This window comes from Nocardioides endophyticus, from assembly GCF_039543845.1.
Lineage (GTDB): Bacteria > Actinomycetota > Actinomycetes > Propionibacteriales > Nocardioidaceae > Nocardioides > Nocardioides endophyticus.
The window spans coordinates 25,845-49,724 of sequence record NZ_BAABKN010000007.1 but is presented as its reverse complement, the minus strand read 5'-3'; the positions used below and the strand labels follow the sequence as shown (position 1 = coordinate 49,724).

Annotated in this window: 23 protein-coding genes; 13 read left to right on the top strand and 10 right to left on the bottom strand. The window is 70.9% G+C overall.

The window, feature by feature from the left end; all coding sequences use genetic code 11:
• Positions 1-25: 25 nt before the first annotated feature.
• The 7 genes from ABEA33_RS05625 (at position 26) to ABEA33_RS05595 (ending at position 8,065) form a co-directional block, all read left to right on the top strand.
• The gene (locus tag ABEA33_RS05625; RefSeq protein ID WP_345525685.1) at positions 26-412 is read left to right on the top strand and encodes a phage holin family protein; all 387 of its coding nucleotides are present in this window, start codon (positions 26-28) and stop codon (positions 410-412) included.
• The gene (locus tag ABEA33_RS05620; protein WP_345525684.1) at positions 412-2,694 is read left to right on the top strand and encodes an HAD-IB family hydrolase; all 2,283 of its coding nucleotides are present in this window, start codon (positions 412-414) and stop codon (positions 2,692-2,694) included. The genes ABEA33_RS05625 and ABEA33_RS05620 overlap by 1 nt, the downstream gene beginning before the upstream one ends.
• Complete coding sequence (locus tag ABEA33_RS05615) at positions 2,691-3,881, top strand: zinc-dependent alcohol dehydrogenase (protein WP_345525682.1); 1,191 nt, start codon at positions 2,691-2,693, stop codon at positions 3,879-3,881. Before ABEA33_RS05620 ends, ABEA33_RS05615 begins: the two co-directional genes overlap by 4 nt.
• Entirely contained in the window at positions 3,878-5,458 is a 1,581-nt protein-coding gene (larAH, locus tag ABEA33_RS05610) for an NPN-dependent hydroxyacid isomerase, LarAH14/15/16 family (RefSeq protein WP_345525681.1), read from the top strand. The genes ABEA33_RS05615 and larAH overlap by 4 nt, the downstream gene beginning before the upstream one ends.
• Positions 5,455-6,396: a lysophospholipid acyltransferase family protein gene (locus ABEA33_RS05605; protein ID WP_345525680.1), complete on the top strand. Its 942-nt coding sequence runs from the start codon at positions 5,455-5,457 to the stop codon at positions 6,394-6,396. The genes larAH and ABEA33_RS05605 overlap by 4 nt, the downstream gene beginning before the upstream one ends.
• 434 nt (positions 6,397-6,830) lie before the next feature.
• Complete coding sequence (locus ABEA33_RS05600) at positions 6,831-7,232, top strand: hypothetical protein (RefSeq protein WP_345525679.1); 402 nt, start codon at positions 6,831-6,833, stop codon at positions 7,230-7,232.
• A complete protein-coding gene (locus tag ABEA33_RS05595; protein WP_345525678.1) occupies positions 7,229-8,065 on the top strand; it encodes a serine/threonine-protein kinase in 837 nt (278 codons plus the stop codon). The genes ABEA33_RS05600 and ABEA33_RS05595 overlap by 4 nt, the downstream gene beginning before the upstream one ends.
• 231 nt (positions 8,066-8,296) lie before the next feature.
• On the opposite strand, the gene ABEA33_RS05590 is transcribed toward ABEA33_RS05595, so the two are convergent.
• The 6 genes from ABEA33_RS05590 to ABEA33_RS05565 form a co-directional block, all read right to left on the bottom strand.
• Positions 8,297-8,740, bottom strand: coding sequence for an SRPBCC family protein (locus ABEA33_RS05590; protein WP_345525676.1), 444 nt, complete (start codon positions 8,738-8,740; stop codon positions 8,297-8,299).
• A 4-nt stretch (positions 8,741-8,744) separates the two neighbouring features.
• Positions 8,745-9,104 (bottom strand): ArsR/SmtB family transcription factor, encoded by a 360-nt coding sequence (locus ABEA33_RS05585; RefSeq protein ID WP_345525674.1) that lies wholly within the window; start codon positions 9,102-9,104, stop codon positions 8,745-8,747.
• Complete coding sequence (locus tag ABEA33_RS05580) at positions 9,101-9,568, bottom strand: SRPBCC family protein (RefSeq protein WP_345525672.1); 468 nt, start codon at positions 9,566-9,568, stop codon at positions 9,101-9,103. The genes ABEA33_RS05585 and ABEA33_RS05580 overlap by 4 nt, the downstream gene beginning before the upstream one ends.
• A 93-nt stretch (positions 9,569-9,661) precedes the next feature.
• Complete coding sequence (locus tag ABEA33_RS05575; RefSeq protein ID WP_345525670.1) at positions 9,662-10,327, bottom strand: response regulator transcription factor; 666 nt, start codon at positions 10,325-10,327, stop codon at positions 9,662-9,664.
• Entirely contained in the window at positions 10,312-11,685 is a 1,374-nt protein-coding gene (locus ABEA33_RS05570; protein WP_345525669.1) for a sensor histidine kinase, read from the bottom strand. Before ABEA33_RS05570 ends, ABEA33_RS05575 begins: the two co-directional genes overlap by 16 nt.
• A 31-nt stretch (positions 11,686-11,716) precedes the next feature.
• On the bottom strand, positions 11,717-12,115 hold the full coding sequence (locus tag ABEA33_RS05565; RefSeq protein ID WP_345525668.1) for a hypothetical protein: 399 nt from the start codon (positions 12,113-12,115) through the stop codon (positions 11,717-11,719).
• Between the two features lie 88 nt (positions 12,116-12,203).
• Here ABEA33_RS05565 and ABEA33_RS05560 point away from each other — a divergent pair, with 88 nt between their 5' ends.
• Positions 12,204-13,754 (top strand): AMP-binding protein, encoded by a 1,551-nt coding sequence (locus tag ABEA33_RS05560; protein ID WP_345525667.1) that lies wholly within the window; start codon positions 12,204-12,206, stop codon positions 13,752-13,754.
• An 87-nt stretch (positions 13,755-13,841) separates the two neighbouring features.
• Here the strand turns inward: ABEA33_RS05560 and ABEA33_RS05555 are convergent, their stop codons facing one another.
• Entirely contained in the window at positions 13,842-14,147 is a 306-nt protein-coding gene (locus ABEA33_RS05555; protein WP_345525666.1) for an antibiotic biosynthesis monooxygenase family protein, read from the bottom strand.
• 24 nt (positions 14,148-14,171) lie between these two features.
• Between ABEA33_RS05555 and ABEA33_RS05550 the strand changes: the two genes are divergently transcribed.
• Genes ABEA33_RS05550 through ABEA33_RS05540 form a run of 3 tightly spaced genes read left to right on the top strand, consistent with a single transcriptional unit; the run spans position 14,172 to position 17,216 of the window.
• Complete coding sequence (locus ABEA33_RS05550) at positions 14,172-15,290, top strand: Nif3-like dinuclear metal center hexameric protein (protein ID WP_345525664.1); 1,119 nt, start codon at positions 14,172-14,174, stop codon at positions 15,288-15,290.
• Positions 15,291-15,339: 49 nt separating this feature from the next.
• Positions 15,340-16,044, top strand: coding sequence for a zinc ribbon domain-containing protein (locus ABEA33_RS05545; RefSeq protein ID WP_345525663.1), 705 nt, complete (start codon positions 15,340-15,342; stop codon positions 16,042-16,044).
• Positions 16,041-17,216, top strand: coding sequence for a bifunctional RNase H/acid phosphatase (locus tag ABEA33_RS05540; protein ID WP_345525662.1), 1,176 nt, complete (start codon positions 16,041-16,043; stop codon positions 17,214-17,216). The genes ABEA33_RS05545 and ABEA33_RS05540 overlap by 4 nt, the downstream gene beginning before the upstream one ends.
• Here ABEA33_RS05540 and yaaA read toward each other — a convergent pair.
• Positions 17,213-17,986 (bottom strand): peroxide stress protein YaaA, encoded by a 774-nt coding sequence (gene yaaA, locus ABEA33_RS05535; protein ID WP_345525661.1) that lies wholly within the window; start codon positions 17,984-17,986, stop codon positions 17,213-17,215. The genes ABEA33_RS05540 and yaaA overlap by 4 nt on opposite strands.
• Positions 17,987-18,003: 17 nt before the next feature.
• On the opposite strand from yaaA, the gene ABEA33_RS05530 reads away from it, so the two are divergent.
• Positions 18,004-19,458 (top strand): RNB domain-containing ribonuclease, encoded by a 1,455-nt coding sequence (locus tag ABEA33_RS05530; protein ID WP_345525660.1) that lies wholly within the window; start codon positions 18,004-18,006, stop codon positions 19,456-19,458.
• Between the two features lie 131 nt (positions 19,459-19,589).
• Positions 19,590-23,009 carry a hypothetical protein gene (locus ABEA33_RS05525; protein WP_345525659.1) on the top strand — a complete coding sequence of 1,140 codons (3,420 nt, stop codon included), beginning with the start codon at positions 19,590-19,592 and terminating at the stop codon, positions 23,007-23,009.
• 7 nt (positions 23,010-23,016) lie between these two features.
• Here ABEA33_RS05525 and ABEA33_RS05520 read toward each other — a convergent pair whose 3' ends face one another.
• Together ABEA33_RS05520 and ABEA33_RS05515 are read right to left on the bottom strand one after the other, a co-directional pair.
• Entirely contained in the window at positions 23,017-23,508 is a 492-nt protein-coding gene (locus tag ABEA33_RS05520) for a TspO/MBR family protein (protein ID WP_345525658.1), read from the bottom strand.
• Positions 23,509-23,550: 42 nt separating this feature from the next.
• The gene (locus ABEA33_RS05515; protein ID WP_345525657.1) at positions 23,551-23,733 is read right to left on the bottom strand and encodes a hypothetical protein; all 183 of its coding nucleotides are present in this window, start codon (positions 23,731-23,733) and stop codon (positions 23,551-23,553) included.
• Between the last annotated feature and the right edge of the window lie 147 nt (positions 23,734-23,880).

The window sequence follows — 23,880 nt, the reverse complement described above, 5'->3', positions numbered from 1 at the left end:
TCTCCGGAGGTAGTAGGTTTTCGCCATGATCCGGTTACTGGTCAGCTTCGTCATCCAGTTGGCGGCGAACGCGTTGGGCCTGCTCGTCGCCGACCAGGTGCTTGACGACGTGGAGGTGTCGGGTGCCGCGTTCCTCGTGGCCGTCCTGATCTTCACGATCGTCTACGCGATCGCGCAGCCGTTCCTGACGCAGCTCGCCCTGAGCAAGGCCACGGCGCTGCGCGGTGCCACCGCACTGGTCGCGACCCTGATCGGGCTGATCATCACGTCGCTGGTCTCCGACGGGCTGTCGATCTCCGGTGGCCTCACCTGGATCGAGGCCACGGTCATCGTCTGGATCGTCTCGCTGCTCGGGACCCTGATCCTCCCGTTGATCTTCGTGAAGAAGAAGGTCGCGGAGAAGCGCGGCTGATGCCCGGATCTCAGAGCTCGATCTCAGAGCGGCTCGACGGGCAGCATGTGCTCCTCACCGGGGTCACCGGGTTCGTCGGCGAGGCGCTGCTGCACCTGATGCTCGCCGAGGTGCCCGGCGTACGCGTGACGGTGCTGGTGCGCCCCAAGGGCTCGACGTCCGGCACCGCCCGGACCGCGTCGCTGCTGAAGAAGCCGATCTTCCAGAACGTCGTCGAAGCCGCAGGCGGCATCGAGGAGCTGATGGCGGCGCGGGTCGGCGTCCTGGAGGGTGACCTGTACGACGCGCCGGCGCTGCCCTCGGGCCTCGACGCGATCGTGCACTGCGCCGGCGACGTCTCGTTCGACCCGCCCGTGGACGAGGGCTTCCGCACCAACGTGCAGGGAGCCCGCGAGCTGCTGACGCGGGTCCGGGAGGCCGGTTCGGACATCCACTATGTGCACATCTCGACGGCGTACGTCGCCGGGCGCCGCCGCGGCAGCATCCCCGAGGGGCCGGTGCCGCAGGTCGTCGACCTGGAGGCCGAGCTGGCCTGGGGTCTGGGCCAGCGCCAGGAGATCGAGCACCGCTCGCGTGGCACCGAGGTGCTCACCGCCGAGCGCAAGAAGGCCGAGAAGGAGCACAGCCGGGCCGGCCTGCTGACCGCCGCGAATGCGACCGAGGAGGCCCGCAAGCAGTGGGTCAAGGACGAGCTGGTCCGGGTCGGCGCGGAGCGTGCACGCAGCCTCGGCTGGACCGACTGCTACACGTTCACCAAGGCGCTGGGCGAGCGCGTCGTCGAGGAGCACGCCCGCACCAACCGGGTCTCCATCGTGCGGCCGAGCATCATCGAGTCCTCCCTGGTGAGCCCCTACCCGGGCTGGATCGAGGGCTTCAAGATGATGGAGCCGCTGATCCTGGCCTACGGCCGCGGTGAGCTCCCGGAGATGCCCGGCGCCGCAGACACGACCGTCGACGTCGTGCCCGTCGACCACGTCGTCGCAGCGATCGTCGCCGTCCTGGCGCATCCGCCGGAGGTCGGCACCCCGGCGTACTTCCACGTCTCGTCGGGCGACCGCAACCCGCTGACCTTCCGGACGCTCTACCAGAACGTGCGCGCCTACTTCGACGCCCACCCGTTCATCTCCGGCGACCGGGGCGCGACCCGGCTGCCCGAGTGGCGCTTCCCCGGGTCGCAGTCCGTCGAGCGGTTGCTCAGCACCAGCGAGCGTGCCTTCAAGGTCGCGGACTACGTCATCGGCCACGCGCCGCGCAGCGACCGCACGCGCGACCTGGCCCGCAAGCTCGACCAGCAGGGCCGGCGGCTGGAGTTCCTGCGCCGCTATCTCGGGCTCTACCAGGAGTACGCCCAGGCGGAGCTGCAGTTCTCCGACATCAACACCCTGGCTCTCTACCGGTCCCTGTCCGAGGAGGACCAGGAGACGTTCGCCTTCGACACGGCGGTGGTCGACTGGAAGGTCTACCTCCAGGAGATCCACTGCCCGGCCGTCACGGCGCCGATCCGGCGCCTCGACGAGAAGCGGGCGGCGCGCAAGCGGCCGGCCGCGGCGGGGCCGAAGGCGCTCGTCGAGAAGCCCGGCGTCGCCGCGTTCTTCGACATGGACGGCACGCTCCTGTCGTCGAACGTGATCGAGACCTATCTCTGGCTACGGCTGCAGGAGCTCTCGGGCACCGAGCGGTTCGCGGAGCTGAGCCGGATCGTCGCCAAGGTGCCGAGCCTGGTCCAGGCCGAGCGCCGCGAGCGGAGTGCCTTCCTGCGCTCGGTCTACCGGGAGTACGACGGCGCGCGGCTGTCCGACCTGGACGCCATCGCGGACGAGCACCTCACCGACCACATCCTCACCCGGCTGTCCCCGGCCGCCGTACGCAAGATCCGCGAGCACCGGGCAGCAGGGCACCGGACGGTGCTGATCACCGGTGCCATCAGGCCGCTGACCCGCCCGCTGCTCCCCCTCTTCGACCACATCGAGGCGGCCGAGCTGGCCGTCGATGACCGCGGCGTGTGCACCGGCTACCTCGCCTCGTCGCCGCTGGTGGGGGAGTCGCGGGCCGCCTGGATGCGTCAGTACGCCGCAGACAACGGCATCGACCTCGCGTCGTCGTACGGCTACGCCGACTCGCACTCCGACCTGCCGCTGCTCGAGGCGGTGGGGCGCCCGGTCGCCGTACGCCCTGACGTGCCGCTCTTCAGGCACGCGCGGAAGGCCCGGTGGACGATCGTCGACTGGCAGAGCTCGACCTCCAACACCCGCACCCTCAACCCCGCAGGTGGTCGCTCATGATGCTGGCGCTGGAGATGTTCCGCTCGGTGCCGCGCACCGTGGCCGGCCGTGCTGTCGGCGGCCGGATGCCCGGCATCCTGTCCGGCTTCGCCGCGCCGCTGCGGCTGATGACGATCAGCGAGCCGAAGGTCGACCGGCCCGGCTGGGCGCGGCTCAAGACCCGGCTGTCCGGGATCTGCGGGTCCGACCTGGGCATGCTGTCCGGCAAGACCAGCCTGTACTTCTCGGCCGTCGTCTCGCTGCCCTTCGTGCCCGGCCACGAGGTCGTCGCCGAGCTGCTCGACGACTGCGAGGACCTGCCGGCCGGCACCCGGGTCGTCGTCGACCCGGTGCTGACCTGCGCTGCGCGCGGCGTCGAGCCGTGCGAGTCCTGCGCGACCGGCGCGACCAACCGGTGCTCACGGATCACCGTCGGTCACCTGGCTCCGGGCCTGCAGACCGGCTTCTGCAAGGACACGGGCGGCGGCTGGGGCCAGCAGCTGACGGCGCACCGCAGCCAGCTGCACCCGGTGCCCGAAGGATTCTCCGACGAGCAGGCGATCCTGATCGAGCCGCTCGCGTGCGCGGTGCACACGGCACTGCGGGCCGGGATCGCGACGAACGACCGGGTGCTCGTCAGTGGCGCGGGGTCGGTGGGCCTCTTCGCCACTCTGGCGCTACGACACCTCACCGACGCCGGCGAGGTCATCGTGGTCGCCAAGCACGGCCACCAGAAGGAGCTCGCTCGCGAGTTCGGCGCGACCGAGGTGGTGGCGCCGGGCGAGGTGCTGCGGCGGGTACGCCGCTCCACGGGTGCCTTCCAGCTCAAGCCCGAGTTCTCCTCGCCGTACCTCTTGGGCGGCGTGGACGTCGCCATCGACGCCGTCGGCAGCAAGCAGTCGCTCGAGACGTCGCTGCACGCCACCCGCGCCGGTGGTCGGGTCGTCCTCTCGGGGATGCCTGCCGCCGCCGACCTCTCAGCCGCCTGGTTCCGCGAGCTCGAGGTCATCGGCACCTACGCCTCGGCCCAGTCCGAGGAGTCCTTCCGGATCGCCACCGAGCTCGCGGCCACCGACGCCGTCCAACAGCTCGCCAAGAACGTCGCGACCTACCCGCTGCACCGCTGGCGGGAAGCGCTCGACCATGCCCATTCGGCCGGCCGTCTCGGCACGGTCAAGGTGGCCTTCGACCCCAGGAGCACAAGATGAGTCGCCCCGGCTTCGTCCTCGACGTGGACGACCGCACACCACCGCTGATCGTCCACGAGGGGCTCGGCTTCCGGCTGGAGAACTTCCCGCTCGGCACCCGCGTCGTCTACCCGCCGGAATCGCTGCCGGCCGTGCCGGACGTCGACCAGGCGATCGTGGAAGCGCTGCTGCACCCGCAGGACATGGATCCCCTCCCGGAGCTGCTCTTCGCGGGGATGAAGCTGACGATCGCCTTCGACGACATCTCGTTGCCGCTGCCGACGATGCGGCCGCCGGACATCCGCGGCCGGATCATCGAGCACGTCCTGACGATGGCGGCTGATGCCGGGGTCGACGACGTCGAGCTGATCGCGGCCAACGCGCTGCACCGGCGGATGACCGCGGCCGAGCTCAAGCACATCGTGGGGGAGCGCGTCTTCCGCTCGTTCTACCCGCAGGGCAAGCTCTACAACTTCGACGCGGAGGACCGCGACAACCTCTCCCACCTCGGCACCACCGAGAAGGGCGAGGACATCGAGATCAGCAAGAGGGCCGCCGAGTCCGACCTGCTGGTCTACGTCAACGTCAACCTCGTGGCCATGGACGGCGGTCACAAGTCGGTGGGCATCGGGCTGGCGTCGTACAAGTCGCTGCGGCACCACCACAACGCCAAGACGATGGTGCAGTCGCGGTCGTTCATGGACCACAAGCACTCCGCGATGCACCACTCCGCCTGGCGGATCGGGCGGGTCATCAAGGACACGGTCAAGGTCTTCCAGATCGAGACGACGCTCAACAACGACATCTTCCCGAAGCCCTACGACTTCCTGCAGAAGCGCGAGTGGGAGTGGTCGCTCAAGGACCAGGGCACGATGCTCGCCATGCGCCGCGGGCTGTCGGTCGCGCCGCCGAAGCTCAAGCACAAGATGTTCCACGACGTGCGCTCGGTCTACGGCCTGACCGGCGTCAACGCCGGCGAGGTCGAGGCAGTGCACACCAAGACGCTGGAGAAGGTGCACCAGCAGCACCTGGTCGAGGTGCAGGGCCAGTCCGACGTGCTCGTGATGGGGATCCCGTACGTCGGGCCCTACAACGTGAACTCGTCGCTCAACCCGATCCTGGCCACCTGCATGGGCCTCGGCTACTACTTCAACTCCTACATCGGCCAGCCCGTCGTCCGGAAGGGCGGCGCGGTGATCCTTTACCACCCGCTCAACGAGGGCTTCAACCAGCTGCACCACCCGTCGTACGTCGACTTCTACGAGGAGATCCTCGCGGAGTCGACCGACCCGGCGGTGGTCGGGGAGAAGTACGAGCAGCAGTTCGCCGAGGACCCCTGGTACCGCCACCTCTACCGGACCTCGCACGCCTACCACGGCGTCCACCCGTTCTACATGTGGTACTGGGCGGCGCACGCGATGGACCACGTCGACGAGGTCATCTGGGTCGGTGCTGACCGCAAGGTCGCGTCCCGGCTCGGGTTCCGTGCGGCGACGACGCTCGCGGACGCGCTGGAGATGGCGTCCGGCACGGTCGGCACCAGTCCGTCGATCACCTACCTGCACAACCCACCGCAGCTGTTGGCGCACGTGCGATGAGCACTCCGTCGAAGGGGCTCGTCAGGGGCGGCATCGACGACGTACGCCAGGTCGCGCGCGGGTGGCGCTGGGGGCGGCGCTCGCAGGTGCCGCGCTCGGCGGAGGAGTTCGTGCCGCCCGCGAAGTCGACCGTCTTCCCGAGCGACTGGTCCCGCCGTCGACCGGCGATGGCGGCCCGCGAGGTGGCGCAGAAGGCTGCGCTGCAGCCGCTCTTCCGGTCCCAGGTACGCACCCAGGTCGACGGCCTCGACGTCCTGGAGCGCATCGAGGGCCCGGTCATCTTCGTTGCCAACCACGCCTCCCACCTCGACACCCCGCTGATCCTGCTCTCGCTGCCCGACGAGTGGCGCCGGCGTACGGCGGTGGCGGCCGCGGCCGACTACTTCTTCGACACGTGGTGGCGCGCGGTCGGATCGTCGCTCTTCTTCAACACGTTCCCCCTCGACCGCCGCGGCGGCACCATGGCCGCGACGCCGGGGGAGGTGCTGGCCGACGGCTGGAGCCTGGTGATCTTCCCCGAAGGCACCCGCTCGACCGACGGCTGGATGGGCAAGTTCCGGATGGGCGCGGCCTTCCTGGCCAAGGAGCACGGCGTGCCCGTGGTCCCTGTCGCGCACCGCGGGACGTACGCCGCGATGCCGCGCGGCCAGGACTGGCCGTCGCGCGGACGCCGTCAGCTCACCATCCGCTTCGGCGAGCCGCTGGTGGCGGGCGCCGACGAGTCGGTGCGCGACTTCGCGCCGCGGATCAAGGACGCCGTCGCCGCGCTCCTGGACGAGGACCGGACGACCTGGTGGGAGGCCCGGCAGCGGGTCGCCGCCGGCGCCGTACCCGATCCGTCGGGGCCGCCGGTCGCGCAGTGGCGCCGGGTCTGGGAGCAGACCGAGTCCCCGGTCGCCGACGCGCCCACGAAGCGTCTGGCTGCCTGGCGTCGCTGAGCCGGCCGCAGAGGCGGCGGTGAGTCAGCAACCGAATGTGGGCCGGGTTGGAGTCGAAATGGTTGCTCAGTCACCGCTGGCGGGCTGGCGTCGGGGGCGGCGGTGAGTCTGCAACCGAATGTGGGCCGGGTTGGAGTCGAAATGGTTGCTCAGTCACCGCTGGCGGGCTGGTGTCGGGGGCGGCGGTGAGTCTGCAACCGAATGTGGGCCGGGTTGGGGTCGAAATGGTTGCTCAGTCACCGCTGGCGGGCTGGTGTCGGGGGCGGCGGTGAGTCTGCAACCGAATGTGAGTCGGGTTGGGGTCGAAATGGTTGCTCAGTCACCGCTGGCGGGCTGGTGTCGGCATGTGAGAGCACCCTCATCGGCGCCTCATGGTCACCTCACCTGAGACCGGAAGGGTCGTCCTCGTTGGCAACCACGACGAGGAGACGACGATGAACAAGCTGATCACGACGAGCACGCTGGGTCTGGCCGGGCTGGTGGCCACCGGGCTGGTCGCCTGGCAGGCGCCGATGGCGTTCGGTGACGACGCCGACGACCGGCCGAGCCACTCGGGCAAGGCGTTCAAGCGCGATGACGACAGCCAGGTGCTGGTCACGACCGTCGACGACGACGATGACGACGACACCGGGATCAACAAGCACACCCGGACGAACACCAGCACCCGGGGCAACGACAACACCAACACCGGCACCCGGACCCGGGGCGGCAACACGGATCACAGTCGCAGCGGCAGCGTTCGCGACCTGACTTCCGATGGACCGGGAAGCGGCAACGTGGACCGCTCCCGGCACCACACCAACGACGGCACCCGCAACAACACCCGCGGGCGATGAGCTCGCTCGCCACCTGGGGCTTCGCCGAGGGTGACGCGATCACCGCCGAGCTGACGGCTGTCCGTCGGCTCGGCGGCGGGTCGGGCTACGAGGCCTACCTCGCGTTCGACGAGGTGACCTACGGGCCCGTGGTCGTGAAGGTCGTCAGGCCGGACCAGGTCGCCGACGAGCACAGCCTGCGCGGCCTCGCGCGGGAGGTGGACGCGTTGGCGACGGTCAACCACCCGGTCGTCGTACGCGGCCTGCGGCACGAGCTCGGCGGCCCGCGGCCGCACGTGGTGCTCGAGCAGCTCGACGGCCCCCGGCTGTCGTCGCTGGTACGCCGCTACGGTCCGCTCCAGGAGCAGCAGTACCTGCCGCTCGCGGTCGAGATCGCCAGCGCCCTGCACTTCCTGCGCCGGATCGGCTGGGCACACCTCGACATCAAGCCCAGCAACGTGATCATGGGCGCCCCGGCCCGGCTGATCGACCTCTCCGTCGCCAGGCCGGTCGACGACGCGGCCGACACCAGGCGGATCGGCACCGACGCGTACATGTCCCCGGAGCAGTGGGACCCGGACCGGTACGGCGTACCGTCCCCGGCCTCGGACGTCTGGGGCCTCGGAGCCACGCTCTTCGAGGCGGTCGCGGGCTACCGCGCCCTCGACCTGCCCACCGAGGAGCCGGCCGCCCTGCCGGACCGGGTGCCGGCAGAGGTCGCGAAGACGATCGCCGCCTGCCTCGAGGTGCGGCCCGATGACCGGCCGACTCCGCGGGAGGTGGCCGAGGCGCTCGAGCCGGTGCTCGACCGGCAGCCGCCGGTGCGGCTGGGGGGAGCCCTGCGGACCCGCTAGCTCTCGCTGATGCCCAGCCTGCCGGCGAGGGCCGCGGCCTCGGCACGGTTGGCCACGGACAGCTGGCGCCGGGGATCTCGCGCTCGATCATGAACCTCTTCATGGGGACTTCCTTCTGGTTGGCTGCCAGCACGGTGCTGGTGGGTGCCACCAGCATCCGGCGCGTGTCGACCGCCCCACATCGGGCAGTGCCCCATCCGCCTCCCCATTCCGCAGTCCGGGGGAGGCCGGTCAGTGCCAGTCGCTGATCATCAGGTCGCGTGGGGCGGGGGCGCCGGTGCCGGTCTCGACGAGCTGCTTGAGGCTCAGCAGGTACGACGCCCACTTCGTGCTGCAGTGGTGCATGAACTCGACCGGCTCCGCCCAGCCTTCGTGCTTGAACAGCACGATCGTGTAGCCGTCGACCTCCGACAGGTCGAAGGTCACGTGGGTGCCGACCCACTCGGTCGGCCCGTCGGAGACCTGCCAGTGGACCCGCTTGGCCGGCTCGAGCTCGACCACCTCCATGTCGAAGCCGCCGGGGATGAACCGGAACTCGAGCGTGCCGCCCACCTCCGGGTCGCCGGTCGTCTGGTCGGTCCACCAGGCGGCCAGTCCATCGACTGTGGTGAGCGCCTCGTAGACCTCCGTGGGGGATGCCTTCTCGACGCCGATGCGGTGCAGGATGTCGACCATTTCGCTACCTCTCTCCGTTGTCGGTCTGCTCGTCCTGGGAGCGCTGGATCGCCTCGGCGATGCGCCTGATGCGGTTCAGCCGGGCGTCCCAGGCCGCCCCGACCGCCGAGAGCTGCTCGACGGCTCGTCCGAACTGCTCGTCGTCCACGTGGTACCTCTTCTCCCGCCCGTACGGCGTGGCGTGCACCAGGCCGACCCGGTCCAGCACGCCGAGGTGCTTGGCGACGGCCTGGCGGGTGACGGGCAGCTGCTCGCTCAGGCTGGTGGCGGTGCCCGCCCCGCCGGTCAGCAGCAAGTCGAGCATTCGGCGACGGGTCGGGTCGCCGACCGCCGACCAGAGGTCGTCGTCGATCGCGACGGTCACGAGCTCGCGACCAGGCTGTCGGCGTACGTCTCCAGGCGGGGGATGAAGTGGTTCCAGCCCTCGACGTGCTCGTTGTAGGCCGCCTCCAGGACCGCAGCCTCCCAGCCCATCTCGCGGAAGCCGGTCTCGGTCATCCGGAGCAGCGTGCCGCTGGCCGAGGACGTCAGCTCGAAGGTGACCAACAGGGAGTTGCCGGGTGCCGCCTCCTCGCCGACGGCGTGGGTCCAGCGGAAGACGAACCGATGCGGCGGGTCCGCCTCGACCACGGTCATCGCCTCGACGTGGGCGCGCGGGTTGTCCTCGTCGCCCCAGATCAGCTCTCCGGTGGCGCCGGGCGCCGACGACTCGAGGCTGGCGTCGTCCGGCCACCACTCCCTGAGGTGCTCCGGCTGGCTGACCACGGCGAACACCACGTCGGGTGATGCCTGGACGTGGATCTCACGTTCGATGCTGGCGAACTCCATCGGACTCCCGCTTCCGTCGTAATGCAACGTTTGGTTGCACATGACGGTACGCCGAGATTCGCGCATGCGCAACCATCGGTTGCTCAATTGGGTCTACCGGTTGAAGCGGTAGCCCATGCCGCGCACGGTGGCGATCGTCGCGGCGCCGAACTTCTTGCGCAGGTAGCCGACGTACACGTCCACGACGTTGGAGCCGGGGTCGAAGTCCATGCCCCAGACGTGGTCGAGCAGCTGCTCGCGGGAGAGCACCTGCCCGGCGTTCACCATGAACATCTCGGCGAGCGCGAACTCGCGCGCGGACAGCTCGACCTGGCGTTCACCGACGTCGGCTCGCCGACTGCGTACGTCGAGCCGGATGCCACCGCACTCGAGCAGGTCGTCGCGCGGCCGGGTGCCGTCGGGCTGCCGCAGCCGCAGCCGGACCCGGGCGAGCAGCTCGGCGAACCGGAACGGCTTGGGCATGTAGTCATCGGCGCCGCCTTCGAGCGCCGACACCGTGTCGCCCACGGAGTCGCGGGCGGTGAGCACGATGACCGGGACCTGAGAGCCCTGGGAGCGGAGCTGGTCGAGCACCTCGAAGCCGTCGATGCCGGGCAGGCCGATGTCGAGCACCACCAGGTCGAACGCGCCGCTCAGCGCGTGATCGAGGCCGTCACGGCCGTCGGCGACGCTGGTCGTCAGGTAGCCGTCGGCCCGGAGACCCTTCGAGACGAACGCCGCGATGCGCTGCTCGTCCTCGACGATCAGGATGTGGGCCACTCGTCCTCCAACGTCTTGGTCCTCGGCAGCGTCACGACGAAGCATGCACCCGGCGGATCGGCGTCCTCCACCGAGACGCTGCCGCCGTGCGCCCGCACGACGGCGTCCACGATGGAGAGGCCGAGGCCGAAGCCCTCGTCACCAGGGGGTACGGCGGAGCGGCCGAAACGTTCAAAGATCAGCTCGCGGTCCTCGAGCGGTACGCCGGGCCCGGTGTCGCGGACCCACAGCCGGGCCTCGGTCGCGGTAGCCGAGGAGCCGATCGCGACCGTGTCGCCGCCGCGGGTGTGCTTCACCGCGTTGTCGGCGAGCTGCAGGACGGCCTGGGTCAGGCGCTGCTGGTCCGCCACGACCTTGATCTCGGCGACGCCGTCCAGCACCCAGTCGCGATCGCCGAGGCCGCGCGCCTTGGCGACGAGGTCGCGGGTCAGGCCGTCGAGGTCGACCGGCTGGGTCTGGAGGAAGTCGGGCCGGTCGCTCTTGGCGAGCAGGATCAGGTCGCCCACGAGCCGCGACATCCGGTCGATCTCGTCGAGGAGGAGCAGCCGGGTCTCGGCGAGGTCCTCGGGGTTGTCGGTGTCGAGCAGCTCGAGGTGTCCGCGCAGCACGGTCAACGGGGTCTTCAGCTCGTGGCCCGCGTCGTCGAGGAACTCGCGCTGGCCGACGAACGCCGACTCCAGCCGCGCCAGCATCCCGTTGAAGGTCCGGGTGAGGGCGGTGATGTCGTCGTTGCCGGTGACGGGGAGCCGCTGGGAGAGGTCGGTCTCGCTGATGTCGTCGGCGGTCTCGCGGAGGGTCCGCAGAGGCGCGAGGAGTCGACCCGAGACCCAGAACGCCACCCCCGTCACGACCAGCAGGACCAGGCCGGCGACGATCGCGTAGGTGCGGATCGTCTCGTGCAGGCCGGCCCGGGCGCGGTCCAGGAAGGTGACGACGACCAGCGAGCCCGTCGTACCGCCTTGGTCGACGGTCTGCACGTTGACGTCGAGCGTCCCGAAGTCGGACTCCACCTGGGTGCTGCCGTTGGTCGCCACCAGCGGGTTGACTACCTCCTTGATCCACTGGGAACCACTGATGTCGTTCCACTGCGGGGACTGGCCGGTCGGCGCGCCGTCGGCCCAGGTGAGCAGCAGCTCGTTGTCGTCGGGCACCTTGCGCTGCAGGAAGAGCTTGAGCATCTCGCCGACGCTCTCGTAGGGCCGATCGGTCTCCGGGTTGCGGCCGTCCTCCTGGAGGGTGGCGAGCTCCGCGAACTCCTGGTCGGTCTGGGACGCGATCTGCTGGTTGAGCCGACGGGACTCGATCGTGTAGACGACGGCGCCGGCCACGACGAGCCCGGCGAGCACGAGCAGAGCCACGGTCGCCGTGATGCGAACGCGGACAGAGACGCTAGTCCTCGCCACCGCGGCCGCTGTCGTCGTCGCCGTGGTCGTCGCCGTGGTCCTGCTCGTGGTCGTCGTCGCCACCACCGCGCCCGTGGCCGCTGCGGTCATCGCTGCGGTCGTCGCTGTCGTCGTCGAGGTCGTCGTACGGCGTGATCACCTCGACATCGTCATCGTCGCTCGACTCGGTCGTCGTCGGCGTGGGCGGGGGTGTCCTGGTCGGCTTCCCGGAGGGCGACGGCGACGGCGTCGACGTCGGGGTCGGGGTCGGGTCGGGCTCCTGGATCTGGATGGTCTGCCGCGGCGCCGGGTCATCGGAGGCCGACGCGGCGAGCGAGCCCGCGACGTACGCCCCCATCGGGACGACGAGCGCGAGCCCGAGCAGGACCTTCCAGACCGTCTTCATGACGTCACCATCCTCCCCGATCGTGGGGCATCCGTGAGAGCGCGATGAGAGGACTCTCATCAAGGCCGCCGGTGGCTACAGTGGCGACATGATCGTCCCGTTCAGCGTTTCGGACTTCATCGATCGAGCCGTGCAGGTGTACGGCGACCGGGTGGGCGTCGTCGACGAGCCCGATCAGCCCGCGCGACCGCTGGGTGGCGGCGAGCTGACGTACGCCGAGATCGGCGCTCTGGCCAGCCGCCAGGCAGCGAAGCTCGACGAGCTCGGGCTGGCGGTCGGCGACCGCGTTGCGGTCGTGAGTCACAACAGCGCCCGGCTCCTCACGTCCTTCTTCGGGGTCAGTGGGTGGGGGCGGGTGCTCGTACCCGTGAACTTCCGGCTCCGGCCCGACGAGGTGCGCTACATCGTCGAGCACTCCGGCGCGCGCGTCCTGCTGGTCGATCCGGAGCTCGAGGACTCGCTGAAGGACGTCGAGGCGGAGTTCAAGCTCATCCTCGGCGACGACGACAGCCTGTACGCCGCCGCGGGCGTCGAGCCGAAGCCGTGGGAGCCGGACGAGAACGCGACGGCCTGCATCAACTACACGTCGGGCACGACCGCCCGGCCCAAGGGCGTGCAGATCACGCACCGCAACGTGTGGGTCAACGCCACGACGTTCGGGCTGCACGCGCAGGCGAGCGACCGCGACGTCTACCTGCACACGCTGCCGATGTTCCACGCCAACGGCTGGGGCTGGCCCTACCTCGCGACCGGCGTCGGCGCGAAGCACATCGTGCTGCGCAAGATCGACGGCGCCGAGATCCTGCGCCGGGTGCGCGACCACGGCGTGACCGTGATGTGCGCGGCCCCGGCGGTCGCCGCCGCGGTGCTGGAGGCCGCGCAGACGTGGGAGGGCGAGATCCCCGGTCGCGACAGGGTGCGGATCATCATGGCCGGCGCGCCGCCGCCGACGAAGACGGTCGCGCGGGTGGAGGAGGAGCTGGGCTGGGAGTTCATCCAGATCTACGGCCTGACCGAGACCTCGCCGCTGCTGACCTTCAACCGGAGCCGCGCCGAGTGGGACGACCTCGAGGCCGAGGAGCGGGCGTCGTTGCTGACGCGCGCCGGCGCGCCCGCCCTCGGCGTACGGCTGAAGATCTCGGACGACGAGGACAACGAAGGCGAGGTGCTGGCGCGGTCCAACGTGGTCCTCGAGGGCTACTGGGAGCAGCCCGAGGAGTCCGAGCGGGCGCTGGCGGGCGGCTGGTTTCACACCGGCGACGGCGGGGTGATCGGCGACGACGGCTACCTGACGATCTCGGATCGCAAGAAGGACGTCATCATCACCGGCGGCGAGAACGTCTCCTCGATCGAGGTCGAGGACGTGATCTTCTCCCACCCGGCGGTCGCCGAGGTCGCCGTGATCGGCATCCCCAGCGAAAAGTGGGGCGAGACGATCATGGCCCTGGTCGTGCTCACCGAGGGCGAGCAGGTCACCGAGGCCGAGCTGATCGCCTGGTGCAAGGACAAGGCCGCGGGCTACAAGGCCCCGACCGTGATCGAGTTCCGCGACGAGCTGGCCCGGACCGCCACCGGCAAGCTGCAGAAGTTCAAGCTGCGCGCACCGTACTGGGAAGGCCGCGAGCGCCAGGTCAACTAGCCGTGGCCAGGGATACCCGGTTCACCGGGTATCCCGCACGTTCTTGGGTGTTGCAACGCCCGAGAACCTCACGAAGTGCCTGAGGAGTCAGCCGCCCTTGACGTCGAGGACGACCTCGAACTCGAGCAGCTCGGCACCGGTGGCGACCGGGTTGGCCCGCTGACCGGCGTGGGCGGCGGCCGCGCCGCCGTCGCGCCAGGCGGCGAAGGACTCCTCGTCCTCCCACTGGGTGACGACGAAGTAGCGGTCCTCGCCCTTGACCGGCCGGAGCAGCTGGAACCCGAGGAACCCGGGGGAGCCGTCGACCGTATGGGCGCGGTGGGCGAAGCGCTTCTCGAGCTCTTCGTGGCTGTCGGCAGGGACTGAGATCGCATTGATCTTCACGACGGACATGGCGCCGACAGTAGCCTGTCGCCCATGCCCGCGCTCTCCGACGTCGTGTCCCTCCTGCACGGGTGGTACCCGCCTGAGACCGCCGACTCGTGGGACGCCGTGGGCCTCGTGCACGGGGACCCGGACCAGCCGGTGGCGAAGGTGCTGTTCGCGGTCGATCCGACGCTCGACGTCGCGCGCGAGGCCGCCGTCTGGGGCGCCGACCTGCTCGTGGTGCACCACCCGCTCTTCCTCAAGCCGGTGCACGGCTTCGCCGCCACCACGCCGAAGGGCCGCACGCTGGCCACCCTCGCCAGCGCCGGCTGCGCCCTGCTCACCGCGCACACGAACGCCGACCAGGCGCTCGGTGGGGTGTCGGAGGCGATGGCGACCGCGCTCGGGCTGACCGACGTCGCGCCTCTGCTGCCGGCGCCCGGCCTCGCGATGGACAAGCTCGCTGTCTACGTCCCCGTGGAGCAGGCCGAGCAGCTGCGCGAGGTGCTGGCCGACGCGGGCGCGGGCCGGATCGGCGACTACGACAACGCGTCCTTCTCGACGCCCGGCACCGGACGGTTCCGGCCGCTTGCCGGCGCGAACCCCACGATCGGTGACGTCGGCCGCACCGAGGCCGTCGCCGAGGAGCGGATCGAGGTCGTGCTGCCCCGGCGGCTGCGGTCGACGGTCGTCACGGCGATGCTGGCCGCGCACCCCTACGAGACCCCGGCGTACGACGTCGTGGAGCTGGGCGACCCCGGGCTCAGCGAGACCGGGACCGGCCGCATCGGCAACGTCACTCCTACGACGTTGGGGGCGTTCGCGGCCACGGTGGCGGCTGCGTTGCCGCCGACCGTGCACGGCGTACGCGTCGGTGGTGATCCGGAGAGGCCGGTACGACGGATCGCGCTGTGCGGCGGAGCGGGCGACTTCCTGCTCGACGCGGTCGCTCGGACCGACGCCGACGTCTACGTGACGAGCGACCTGCGGCACCACCCGGCGGGGGAGTTCCTGGAACGCGGCGGCCCGGCGCTGCTGGACGTGGCGCACTGGGCGGCCGAGTGGACCTGGCTGCCGGTGGTGGAGAGGCGGCTCCGTGCGGCGCTGGGCGATACGGTGGACACCCGCGTGAGCACGACCTGCACGGACCCCTGGCAGCACCGCATCTGAGGAGACCCCGCTGAAAGCCGATCCCGCCGCCCAACTGAAGCTTCTCGACGTGCAGGAGCTCGACGCGCGCGTCGACCAGCTGCGCCACCAGCGGGCCAAGCTCCCCGAGATCGGGGAGATCGCGGAGCTCACGGCCAAGCGCACCGATGTCGACAACCTCGCGCGCGACGCCCGGATCACCGTCGAAGACCTGACGATCGAGCAGAAGAAGGTCGACCTCGACGTCGAGGCGGTCAAGACCCGGCGGACGCGCGACCGCGACCGCATGGACCAAGGCCTGATCACCAACCCCAAGGACCTCGAGCGGATGCAGCACGAGCTCGAGTCGCTGGAGCGCCGCATCACCAGCCTCGAGGACGACGAGCTCGAGGTGATGGAGAAGATCGAGGAGGCGCAGAGGGAGCTCTCCGAGTACGAGCGGATGGTCGCCGAGACCGACGAGCGGCTCGGCGCGCTCGCCGCGGCGCGCGACGAGAAGATCGCCGCGATCGACGAGCAGCTCGCCAAGGTCCAGGCCGACCGCGGCCCGGCCGCGGAAGGCCTGCCGGAGGACCTGGTCAAGCTCTACCTCCGGCTGCGCGAGTCGAAGGGTGGCGTCGGCGCTGCCTCGCTGCGCGCCCGCACCTGCAGTGGCTGCCAGCTGAGCCTCGACTCCGTCGAGCTGAGCCGGATCAAGGGCCTCCCCGAGGACGAGGTCGTCCGCTGCGAGGAGTGCGACCGGATCCTGGTGCGCACCCCCGAGTCGGGGCTGTGACGCTCGCACGTCCTGCGAAGGTCCTGATCCAGGCCGACGGGGGCTCACGCGGCAACCCCGGCCCGGCGGCGTACGGCGCCGTGCTCACCGATGCCGAGACGGGTGAGGTCATCGCCGAGGACGGCAGCACGATCGGGGTCGCGAGCAACAACGTCGCGGAGTACTCCGGCCTGATCGCCGGCCTGCGGCTCGCTGCTGAGCTCGCACCCGGGGCGGAGGTCGAGGTGCGGATGGACTCCAAGCTCGTGGTCGAGCAGATGTCGGGTAACTGGAAGATCAAGCACCCGTCGATGAAGCCGCTGGCGGCCGAAGCGGCCAGGCTCGCCCCGGCCGGCACGACGTACACCTGGGTCCCGCGCGAGCAGAACAAGCACGCCGACCGGCTCGCCAACGAGGCGCTCGACGGCACCCGCAACGGCGTCACCATCGCCGGTGAGTCGCTGATCGAGGAGATCGAGACCGAGGTCGAGCCGGCCGTCGAACCGCAGAAGCCCGCATCCATGCAGTCCCAGATGCGCGGCTGGTCCGGCCCGGGTGGGCCGCCGACGACGGTGGTCCTGGTGCGCCACGGGGTCACGCCACACACGCTCGAGAAGCGCTTCTCCGGCGGCCTGGCCAGCGCCAACCCCGGCCTCAGCGACGAGGGCAGGGCCCAGATCCGCGCCGTCGCCGACTGGCTGGGTCCGTTGGCCGAGCGGGTCGACGCCGTCGTCGCGTCGCCCGTACGCCGCACGCTGGAGTCGGCCGAGATCCTCGCCGAGGCGCTCGGTCGTCCCGTCGAGGTGGAGCCGGGCTTCGCCGAGATGGAGTTCGGTGTCTGGGACGGGATGACCTTCGGTGAGGTGGGGGAGAAGTACCCCGCCGAGCTGAAGTCCTGGCTCGGGTCGGTCGACAACGCACCGGAGGGCGGCGAGTCATTCACGACCGTGCAGGAGCGAGTGCTGGCCGGGCTCGGTCGGCTGCAGGAGACGCACACGGGCAAGACCGTGGTCGTCGTCAGCCACGTGACGCCGATCAAGACCCTGGTCGCGAACGCCGTCGACGCGCCGCTCGAGGCGGTCTTCCGGATGGAGCTCACCCCGGCATCGGTGACGGTGCTCAGCTACTACGACGACGGCCGCGCCTCGATGCGGATGTACAACGCGCTGCCGCCGGGCAGTGCGGTCTTCTAGACCTCGCTGACCACCACGTCGAGCTGCACGCCGGCCTTGCCGGGTGCGCACTCCTCGACGGTCCAGCCGAGGTCGCGCAGGGCCTCCGCCAGCTTCGCCGGGGTGCCCGGATTGGCGCCGCTCTCGAGCAGCGCCCGGACGATGCGCCCCTTGGTGGCCTTGTTGAAGTGGCTGACGACCTTGCGCTGCCCCTGGTGCTCGTGGAGCACGCGCACCGTCGCGACCTTGACGTCGGGGGTGGGCCGCCAGAACGCGCCGTACATCCCGCTGCGCAGGTCCACGAGCAGCCCGCGACCGAGGGCCGCCGTGGCCTCGGCGCCGAGGTGCTCGCGCCAGACGCCGGCCACCGGGCCGAGGCCGGGCAGGGTGGCGTCGCCCGAGAGGCGGTACGCCGGGATCCGGTCGCTCGGCCGGACCAGCCCGAAGAGGCTGGAGGTGACCGCGAGCCGCGCGGTCGCCCGGCGGCGAGCGGCGGTCGACAGGGTGGCGATGTCGAGGGCGTCGTACAGGACGCCGGAGTAGACCTGGTCGGCCCGCGCGGTGGGACTGGTGCGCAGCGAGCGGTTGAGGTCGACCAGGTCGAGCTGGGTGCTGCCGATGCCGAGGGTCTTCGCAGCGACGTCCGGGTCGCCCTCGCAGAGCTCGATCAGGGCGGCCAGGATCTGCTCCCGGGCGTCGGTCAGGCCGGGGAAGTCGAGGGTGGTCGGGTCGAGCGGCTTGCCGCGACGCGGCGCGGACTTGCCCTCACTGGGCGGCAACAGGATCAGCACGCAGTTATGGTGCCGGTATGCCGAGCAGTCGCGTCGTCCGGGTCCGGTCCGTCGATGACGGGGTCGCTGCGGCGTCGCTGCGCGCGGGCGTCGAGCGCGTCCAGGCGGAGCTCGGCGTGACCGCGGCGTTCCCGCCCGACGTCGAAGCTGCGGCTGTCGCCGCGGCCGCAGCACCGAGATTGCCCGAGCTCGATCGCACCGACATCGCCTTCGTGACGATCGACCCGCCCGGTGCGCGGGACCTCGACCAGGCGATGCACCTGTCCCGCTCGGACGACGGATTCGTGGTGCAGTACGCGATCGCCGACGTCGCAGCCTTCGTCGCACCCGGGGACCCGGTCGACCTCGAGGCGCACCGTCGCGGGGAGACGTTGTACGGCGCGGACACCAAGGTGCCGCTGCACCCGCCGGCGCTGAGCGAGGACGCCGCGTCGCTACTGCCCGGCCAGGTCCGTCCGGCCCTGCTGTGGACGATCAAGCTCGACTCGGACGGTGCGCGCGTCGACGTACAGGTCGAGAGGGCGCTGGTGCGCTCGACCGCGCAGCTGAGCTACGAGGAGGTGCAGCGCTCACTGGACGACGGGACCGCCGACGAGTCGCTGACGCTGCTGCGTGAGATCGGCGAGCTCCGGATCAAGCGGGAGGCCGTCCGCGGCGGGGTCTCGCTGCCACTGCCCGAGCAGGACGTCGACGTCGAGGGTGACCGGTGGCACCTGGAGTTCCGGGAGCAGCTGCCGGTGGAGCGTTGGAACGCCCAGATCTCGCTGCTCACCGGCTTCGCCGCCGCCGACCTGATGATCTACGCGCGGATCGGCCTGCTGCGCACCCTGCCCGTGCCTGACCCACGCGACGTCCAGCGCCTGCACCGCACGGCGCGGGCGCTCGGGATCGAGTGGCCGGCCGAGCAGCTCTACCCGGACTTCATCCGCTCCCTCGACCCGTCGATCGCCGCGCACGCCGCGATGGTCAACGCCTCCGCCCGGCTGCTGCGCGGCAGCGGCTACCTCGCCTTCGACGGCGAGACCCCGGGCAACCCGCAGCACTCCGCACTCGCCTCGGAGTATGCGCACGTCACCGCACCGCTGCGGAGGCTGGGTGACCGCTACACCGCTGAGGTGTGCATCGCCATCTGTGCCGACACCGACGTCCCCGACTGGGTGCACGCCGCGCTGCCCGAGCTCCCGGCGACCCTGCGGGGGTCGGCCAGCAAGGCCCGCGCCTACGAGCGCGCGATCCTCGACCTGGTCGAGGCGGGTGTGCTCGCCGACCGGGTCGGGGAGATGTTCGCCGGCGTCGTGGTGGACGTCGACGACAAGGACCCGAAGCGCGGGGTCGTCGTCGTGCACGACCCCGACGTCGAGGCCCGGGTGGTCTCGTCCGCGCCGCTGCCGCTCGGGACCGACGTACGCGTGCGGCTGTCCGTAGCAGACCTCGAGGCCCGACGGGTGGAGTTCGAGCTGCCGACGGCCTGAGTCACCCCTGCGGGTGAGCGGTGGAGTAGACCTCCCTGGCCGATCCCTGCCATGGCCGGATCCGGCGGGCCCGTGACCCGATCGAACCCCTAACGTCGCGGCGACAGCTACTGGGGGGATCCGTCGTGGTGATGAAGTTGCGTGCCCGTGTGTGGACGCGGGCAGGACTGGCCGGACTGCTGTCCGCTGCCGTGCTGGCGGTGGTGCCGGTCGCGCCCGCATCGGCGATCCAGACGATCGCGTGGACCACGGCACCGCCGGCCTCGGCCACTCTCGGCCAGCCCGTCTCGTTCGCGTGGAGCGGCACCGCCAACACGTTCCTCGGCGCCCGCATCACCGGCTGCTTCGCGAACTTCCCGGACGGCAACAACTACACGAACGCGTTCCAGGGCAACTTCACGACCGGCAACTGCCAGTACACCAACCGGATCGTCACGACGACGTCGACGACGTACCCGATCACCGTCGGCTTCTACCTGTCGACGGGCGGCCAGATGACGATGAACTGGAACGTCGCCGTCCAGGCCGTCTCGCCGACCCTGGTGAACCTGCCGACCGACAACACGCTCAACCTCAGGGCTGACAGCGTCAACGGCGCCACCGTGCCGCCGTGGAACGTGTACGGCCAGGACGGCGTGTACGGCACCTACTCGGCGACGTGCAGCCCCGCCGCCGGCACCCTGATCTCCGCGCCCGGCACCACGGGCTCCTGCTCGTCCACCAATCCGGCCGGCCGGACCACGACCCAGGCCATCACCATCAACGTCGCCAAGAGCACCTCGACGGCGACCTGGAACCCGTCCGTCCGGTACAACGCCGGCACCACCTGGGGCCAGATCACGACGGCGGCCGTCGACGAAGCCGGGCTCCAGGGCACCTGGGCCTACCAGGACGTCAACGGCAACGCGATCAACGCGAACGCGGCAGCGCCGGTCGGCACTACCCAGGTCACCGCGACCTGGACTCCGAGCGGCACCACGGCCACCAACTGGAGCTCGGTCTCGGTCACGCGGAGCATCACCGTCATCGAGACGTCGCAGGTCGTCGCATTCCGGCCGGACATGCCGACGACGAAGACGTACGGCGACTACCCGTTCAGCGCCGTCGCGACCGGTACGACTGGGGGCGGCAAGGTCACGATCTCGGCGCAGGCGGGCAGCGCCTGCACCGTCGGCTCGCCGACCGGGACGACGACCGCCTCCGCCGTGGTGACGATCACCGGCGCCGGACCCTGCGTGCTGCTCGCCGACCAGGCCGCGAGCGGCTCCTACACCGCCGCGCCGACCGTGCAATGGTCGGTGACGGTCGCGAAGCGCAACTCGACGATCAGCTGGACGCCCGCCACTACCCTGACGTACGGCGAGACTCTTGCCGGCGTCCTGAACGCCTCCGCCAGCTCCAGCATCGGCGGGGTGCCCGGCACGTTCGCCTACACCGTCGGCGGCCAGGCGCTGCAGGCGGCGGACACGCTGCCCGCCGGTGCGAACCAGACGGTGACGGCGACCTTCACGCCGACCGACGAGGACCGCTACACGACCGCCACCGCGACCCGCACCGTCAGCGTCGCCAAAGCGCCCCAGACCCTCGCCGTCGCGCCGATCGCCGACCGGACGTACGGCGCCGCGCCGTTCGACCTGGACGTCACCGGCAGCGGACCCGGCGCGGTGAGCGCGAGCGCCACCGGAGCCTGCACGGTCGCGGGGACGACGGTCACGGTCGTCACCGCTGGCGACTGCACGGTCACCGTGTCGAAGGCGGGCACCGCGAACCACCTGGCGGCCACCCCGGTCAGCCGGACGTTCACCGTGTCCGAGGCGGTCGCGGACCTGACCTGGGAGACCCCGGCCGAGATCGCCTACGGCACGCCGCTCGGCGACGCCCAGCTCGATGCGGTCGTCGATGGCGCGGGTGACCCCGAGGGCACGGTCGAGTACACGCTCGCCGACGGGACCTTCGCCGTCGGGGAGGTGCTCCCTGCCGGTCAGCACGAGCTGACTGTGATCTGGACCCCGGTCGACCCCGGCTGGAAGTCGGCCGCTGCGTCCGTCACGATCGTGGTCGGCAAGGCCGTCCCCGATCTCACCTGGGCAACCCCCGCGGACATCCTCCAGGGCACCGTGCTCGGCAGCGGCCAGCTCAACGCCGTCTCCAACCAGCCGGGCACGCTGACCTACACGGTGGACGGCGGAACCGATCCCGCTGGCGGCCAGGTGCTCCCGGTCGGCGACCACAACTTGATCGTCACGTTCGTGCCCGACGACACCGACAACTTCCTGACCGCCATCCTGGGCGTGCCGATCACGGTCACCCCGCAGCCGGACACCGCGGACACGCTCGGGCCCGAAGTGCAGCACCAGGTCGACGAGCAGCGCATCGAGACCCAGGCCGACCTGTCGGCGGGGGAGACCCGGACGTTCTCGGTCACCTGCCCGAGCGGCTACTTCGCCAGCGACGGCTCGGGCCGGGTCGACGCGGTCGACCAGGGCACCGGCACACTCGCCGACGTGCTCGTCCGGGAGTCACGCTCGACGTCGCTCGACACCTGGACCGTGACGATGGTCAACCACGCCACCGGCCGCGCGCAGGGCAAGATCTTCGCCGACTGCGTCCAGCGCGAGACCGCCGAGGTCGACGGCCACCGGCACGCCCTGGTGCTCGACCAGGCCGCCACCGAGACCCGCGACCTGACCGGTCCGACCACGGTCACGGTGGCGTGTGCCGGCGGCCAGTACCCGGTCGCGCCGGGGTTCCAGCTCGACGGCGACGCCGTCGTACGACGGAGCGCGGCTGACGGAACGTCCGCGTGGACGTTCGAGGTCGTGCCGTCCGGTGCGACGACGGGCACGTTCTCGGCCCGCTGCCTGATGAGCCGGGTCTCCCGCGTGGCCGGTCACGACCACCGCCTCGACCTCCGGCAGGCCGCGGCGCACGTGACTCTGGGTGCCGGCGAGGTGCTCGAGGCGCAGACGGCGTGTGGCGATCTCGCCCGCGGGATCCTGGGCGGCTGGTCGCTCGACGACGGTCTGGTGCTCACCGGGGCCGAGCCGCGGGCGAAGACCCGGGCGACCCGGCTCTTCAACCCGACCTCGGGCCCGCTGTCCGCGGACCTCACGCTGCAGTGCCTGGAGACCCGGACGGTGGGCGGGAGCTCGTCGACCGCTCCGGCAGCGCCGTCGGTGACACCTCAGGTGGTTGTCCCTGCTCCCGAGATCTCCCTACGGCCTCAGGGATCGGTCGCGGCTCCGTCCTCGCGTGTGGTGAGCGTGACCGCTCGCGGCCGGGTCGCGGCGGACGTCTCGTGTGCCTCGGGTGTGACCACGTGCACCGGCAAGGTCATGCTCGTCGCCCTGCGGACCCAGCGGGTCGCCGGCAAGGTGCTGCGCAAGGGCACGGTGCTCGCGACCACGACCTACTCCATCGCGGCCGGCAGCGTCGACCGGGTCGTGCTCCGCACCACCCGACGCGGCCAGCGGGTGCTTCCCGCCGCCGGCCTCCACCGGGCCCAGCTGCGGGTCGGGGACCACGTCCAGACGGTCTCGCTGCGCCGCTGAGGACGCGTCAGCGGTTCAGCCACCAGATCGACGCGTTGAGCGCGGTCGCGAAGCCCACCCACGCGAGGTACGGCAGCAGGAGTACCGCGACGCGTGAGCGGGTCCGGAAGGCGACGATCGTCCAGAGCACGGCCGCCAGCAGCGTGACGATCTCGATCAGCGCGACGCCGTACCACCCGGCGGCGAAGAACAGCGGCGTCCACAGTGCGTTGAGGACCAGCTGGACGACGTACGGCACCATCGCGGCGTCCACGCCCACGCGCCGCCAGACCAGCCAGCCGGAGGTGGCGATGAGCACGTAGAGGACCGTCCACACCGGACCGAAGACGGCGCTCGGCGGGGCGAACGGCGGCAGGTCCAGGCTCCGGTAGGTCTCCGCGCTGGAGCTCGCCGCCGCGCCGCCGATCGCTGCCACGACGATGACGGCCGCGCCGTACGCGATGGCCGCCAGCCAGGCTGGGACGCCGCGTTGCGGCCGGGCAGAGGCGGAGGCGCTCACCCTCCTGCGGTGCCCAGGTGGCAGGTCCCGAAACGGAGGGGGCTAGTCGCCCGGGCGAGGGCCGGGCAGTTCGGCCATCACCGCGATGTCGCGCGTGTTGGGGTCGACCCACACGCGCGCGGCGCCGCCGTCGGTCAGCGCGGTCTCGGCCGCTGTGAGAAGTCGGTCGACGAGGGCGAAGGGAAGATTGGGGGCCAGCGTGAAGATGTGGTGTCCGGCGTCCATGCACTGCTCCGAGGGTCGGGGGTGGACCCATTGGCGGCACGGAAGGGGGCTGGCTGCCTCAGGAAGAACGGCAGGAATGTAGCGCGACCGGATCAGTCGTCGCGCGCGAAACGCCGATTTGGTGACAGATGTTGTCCGAGTGGCAGA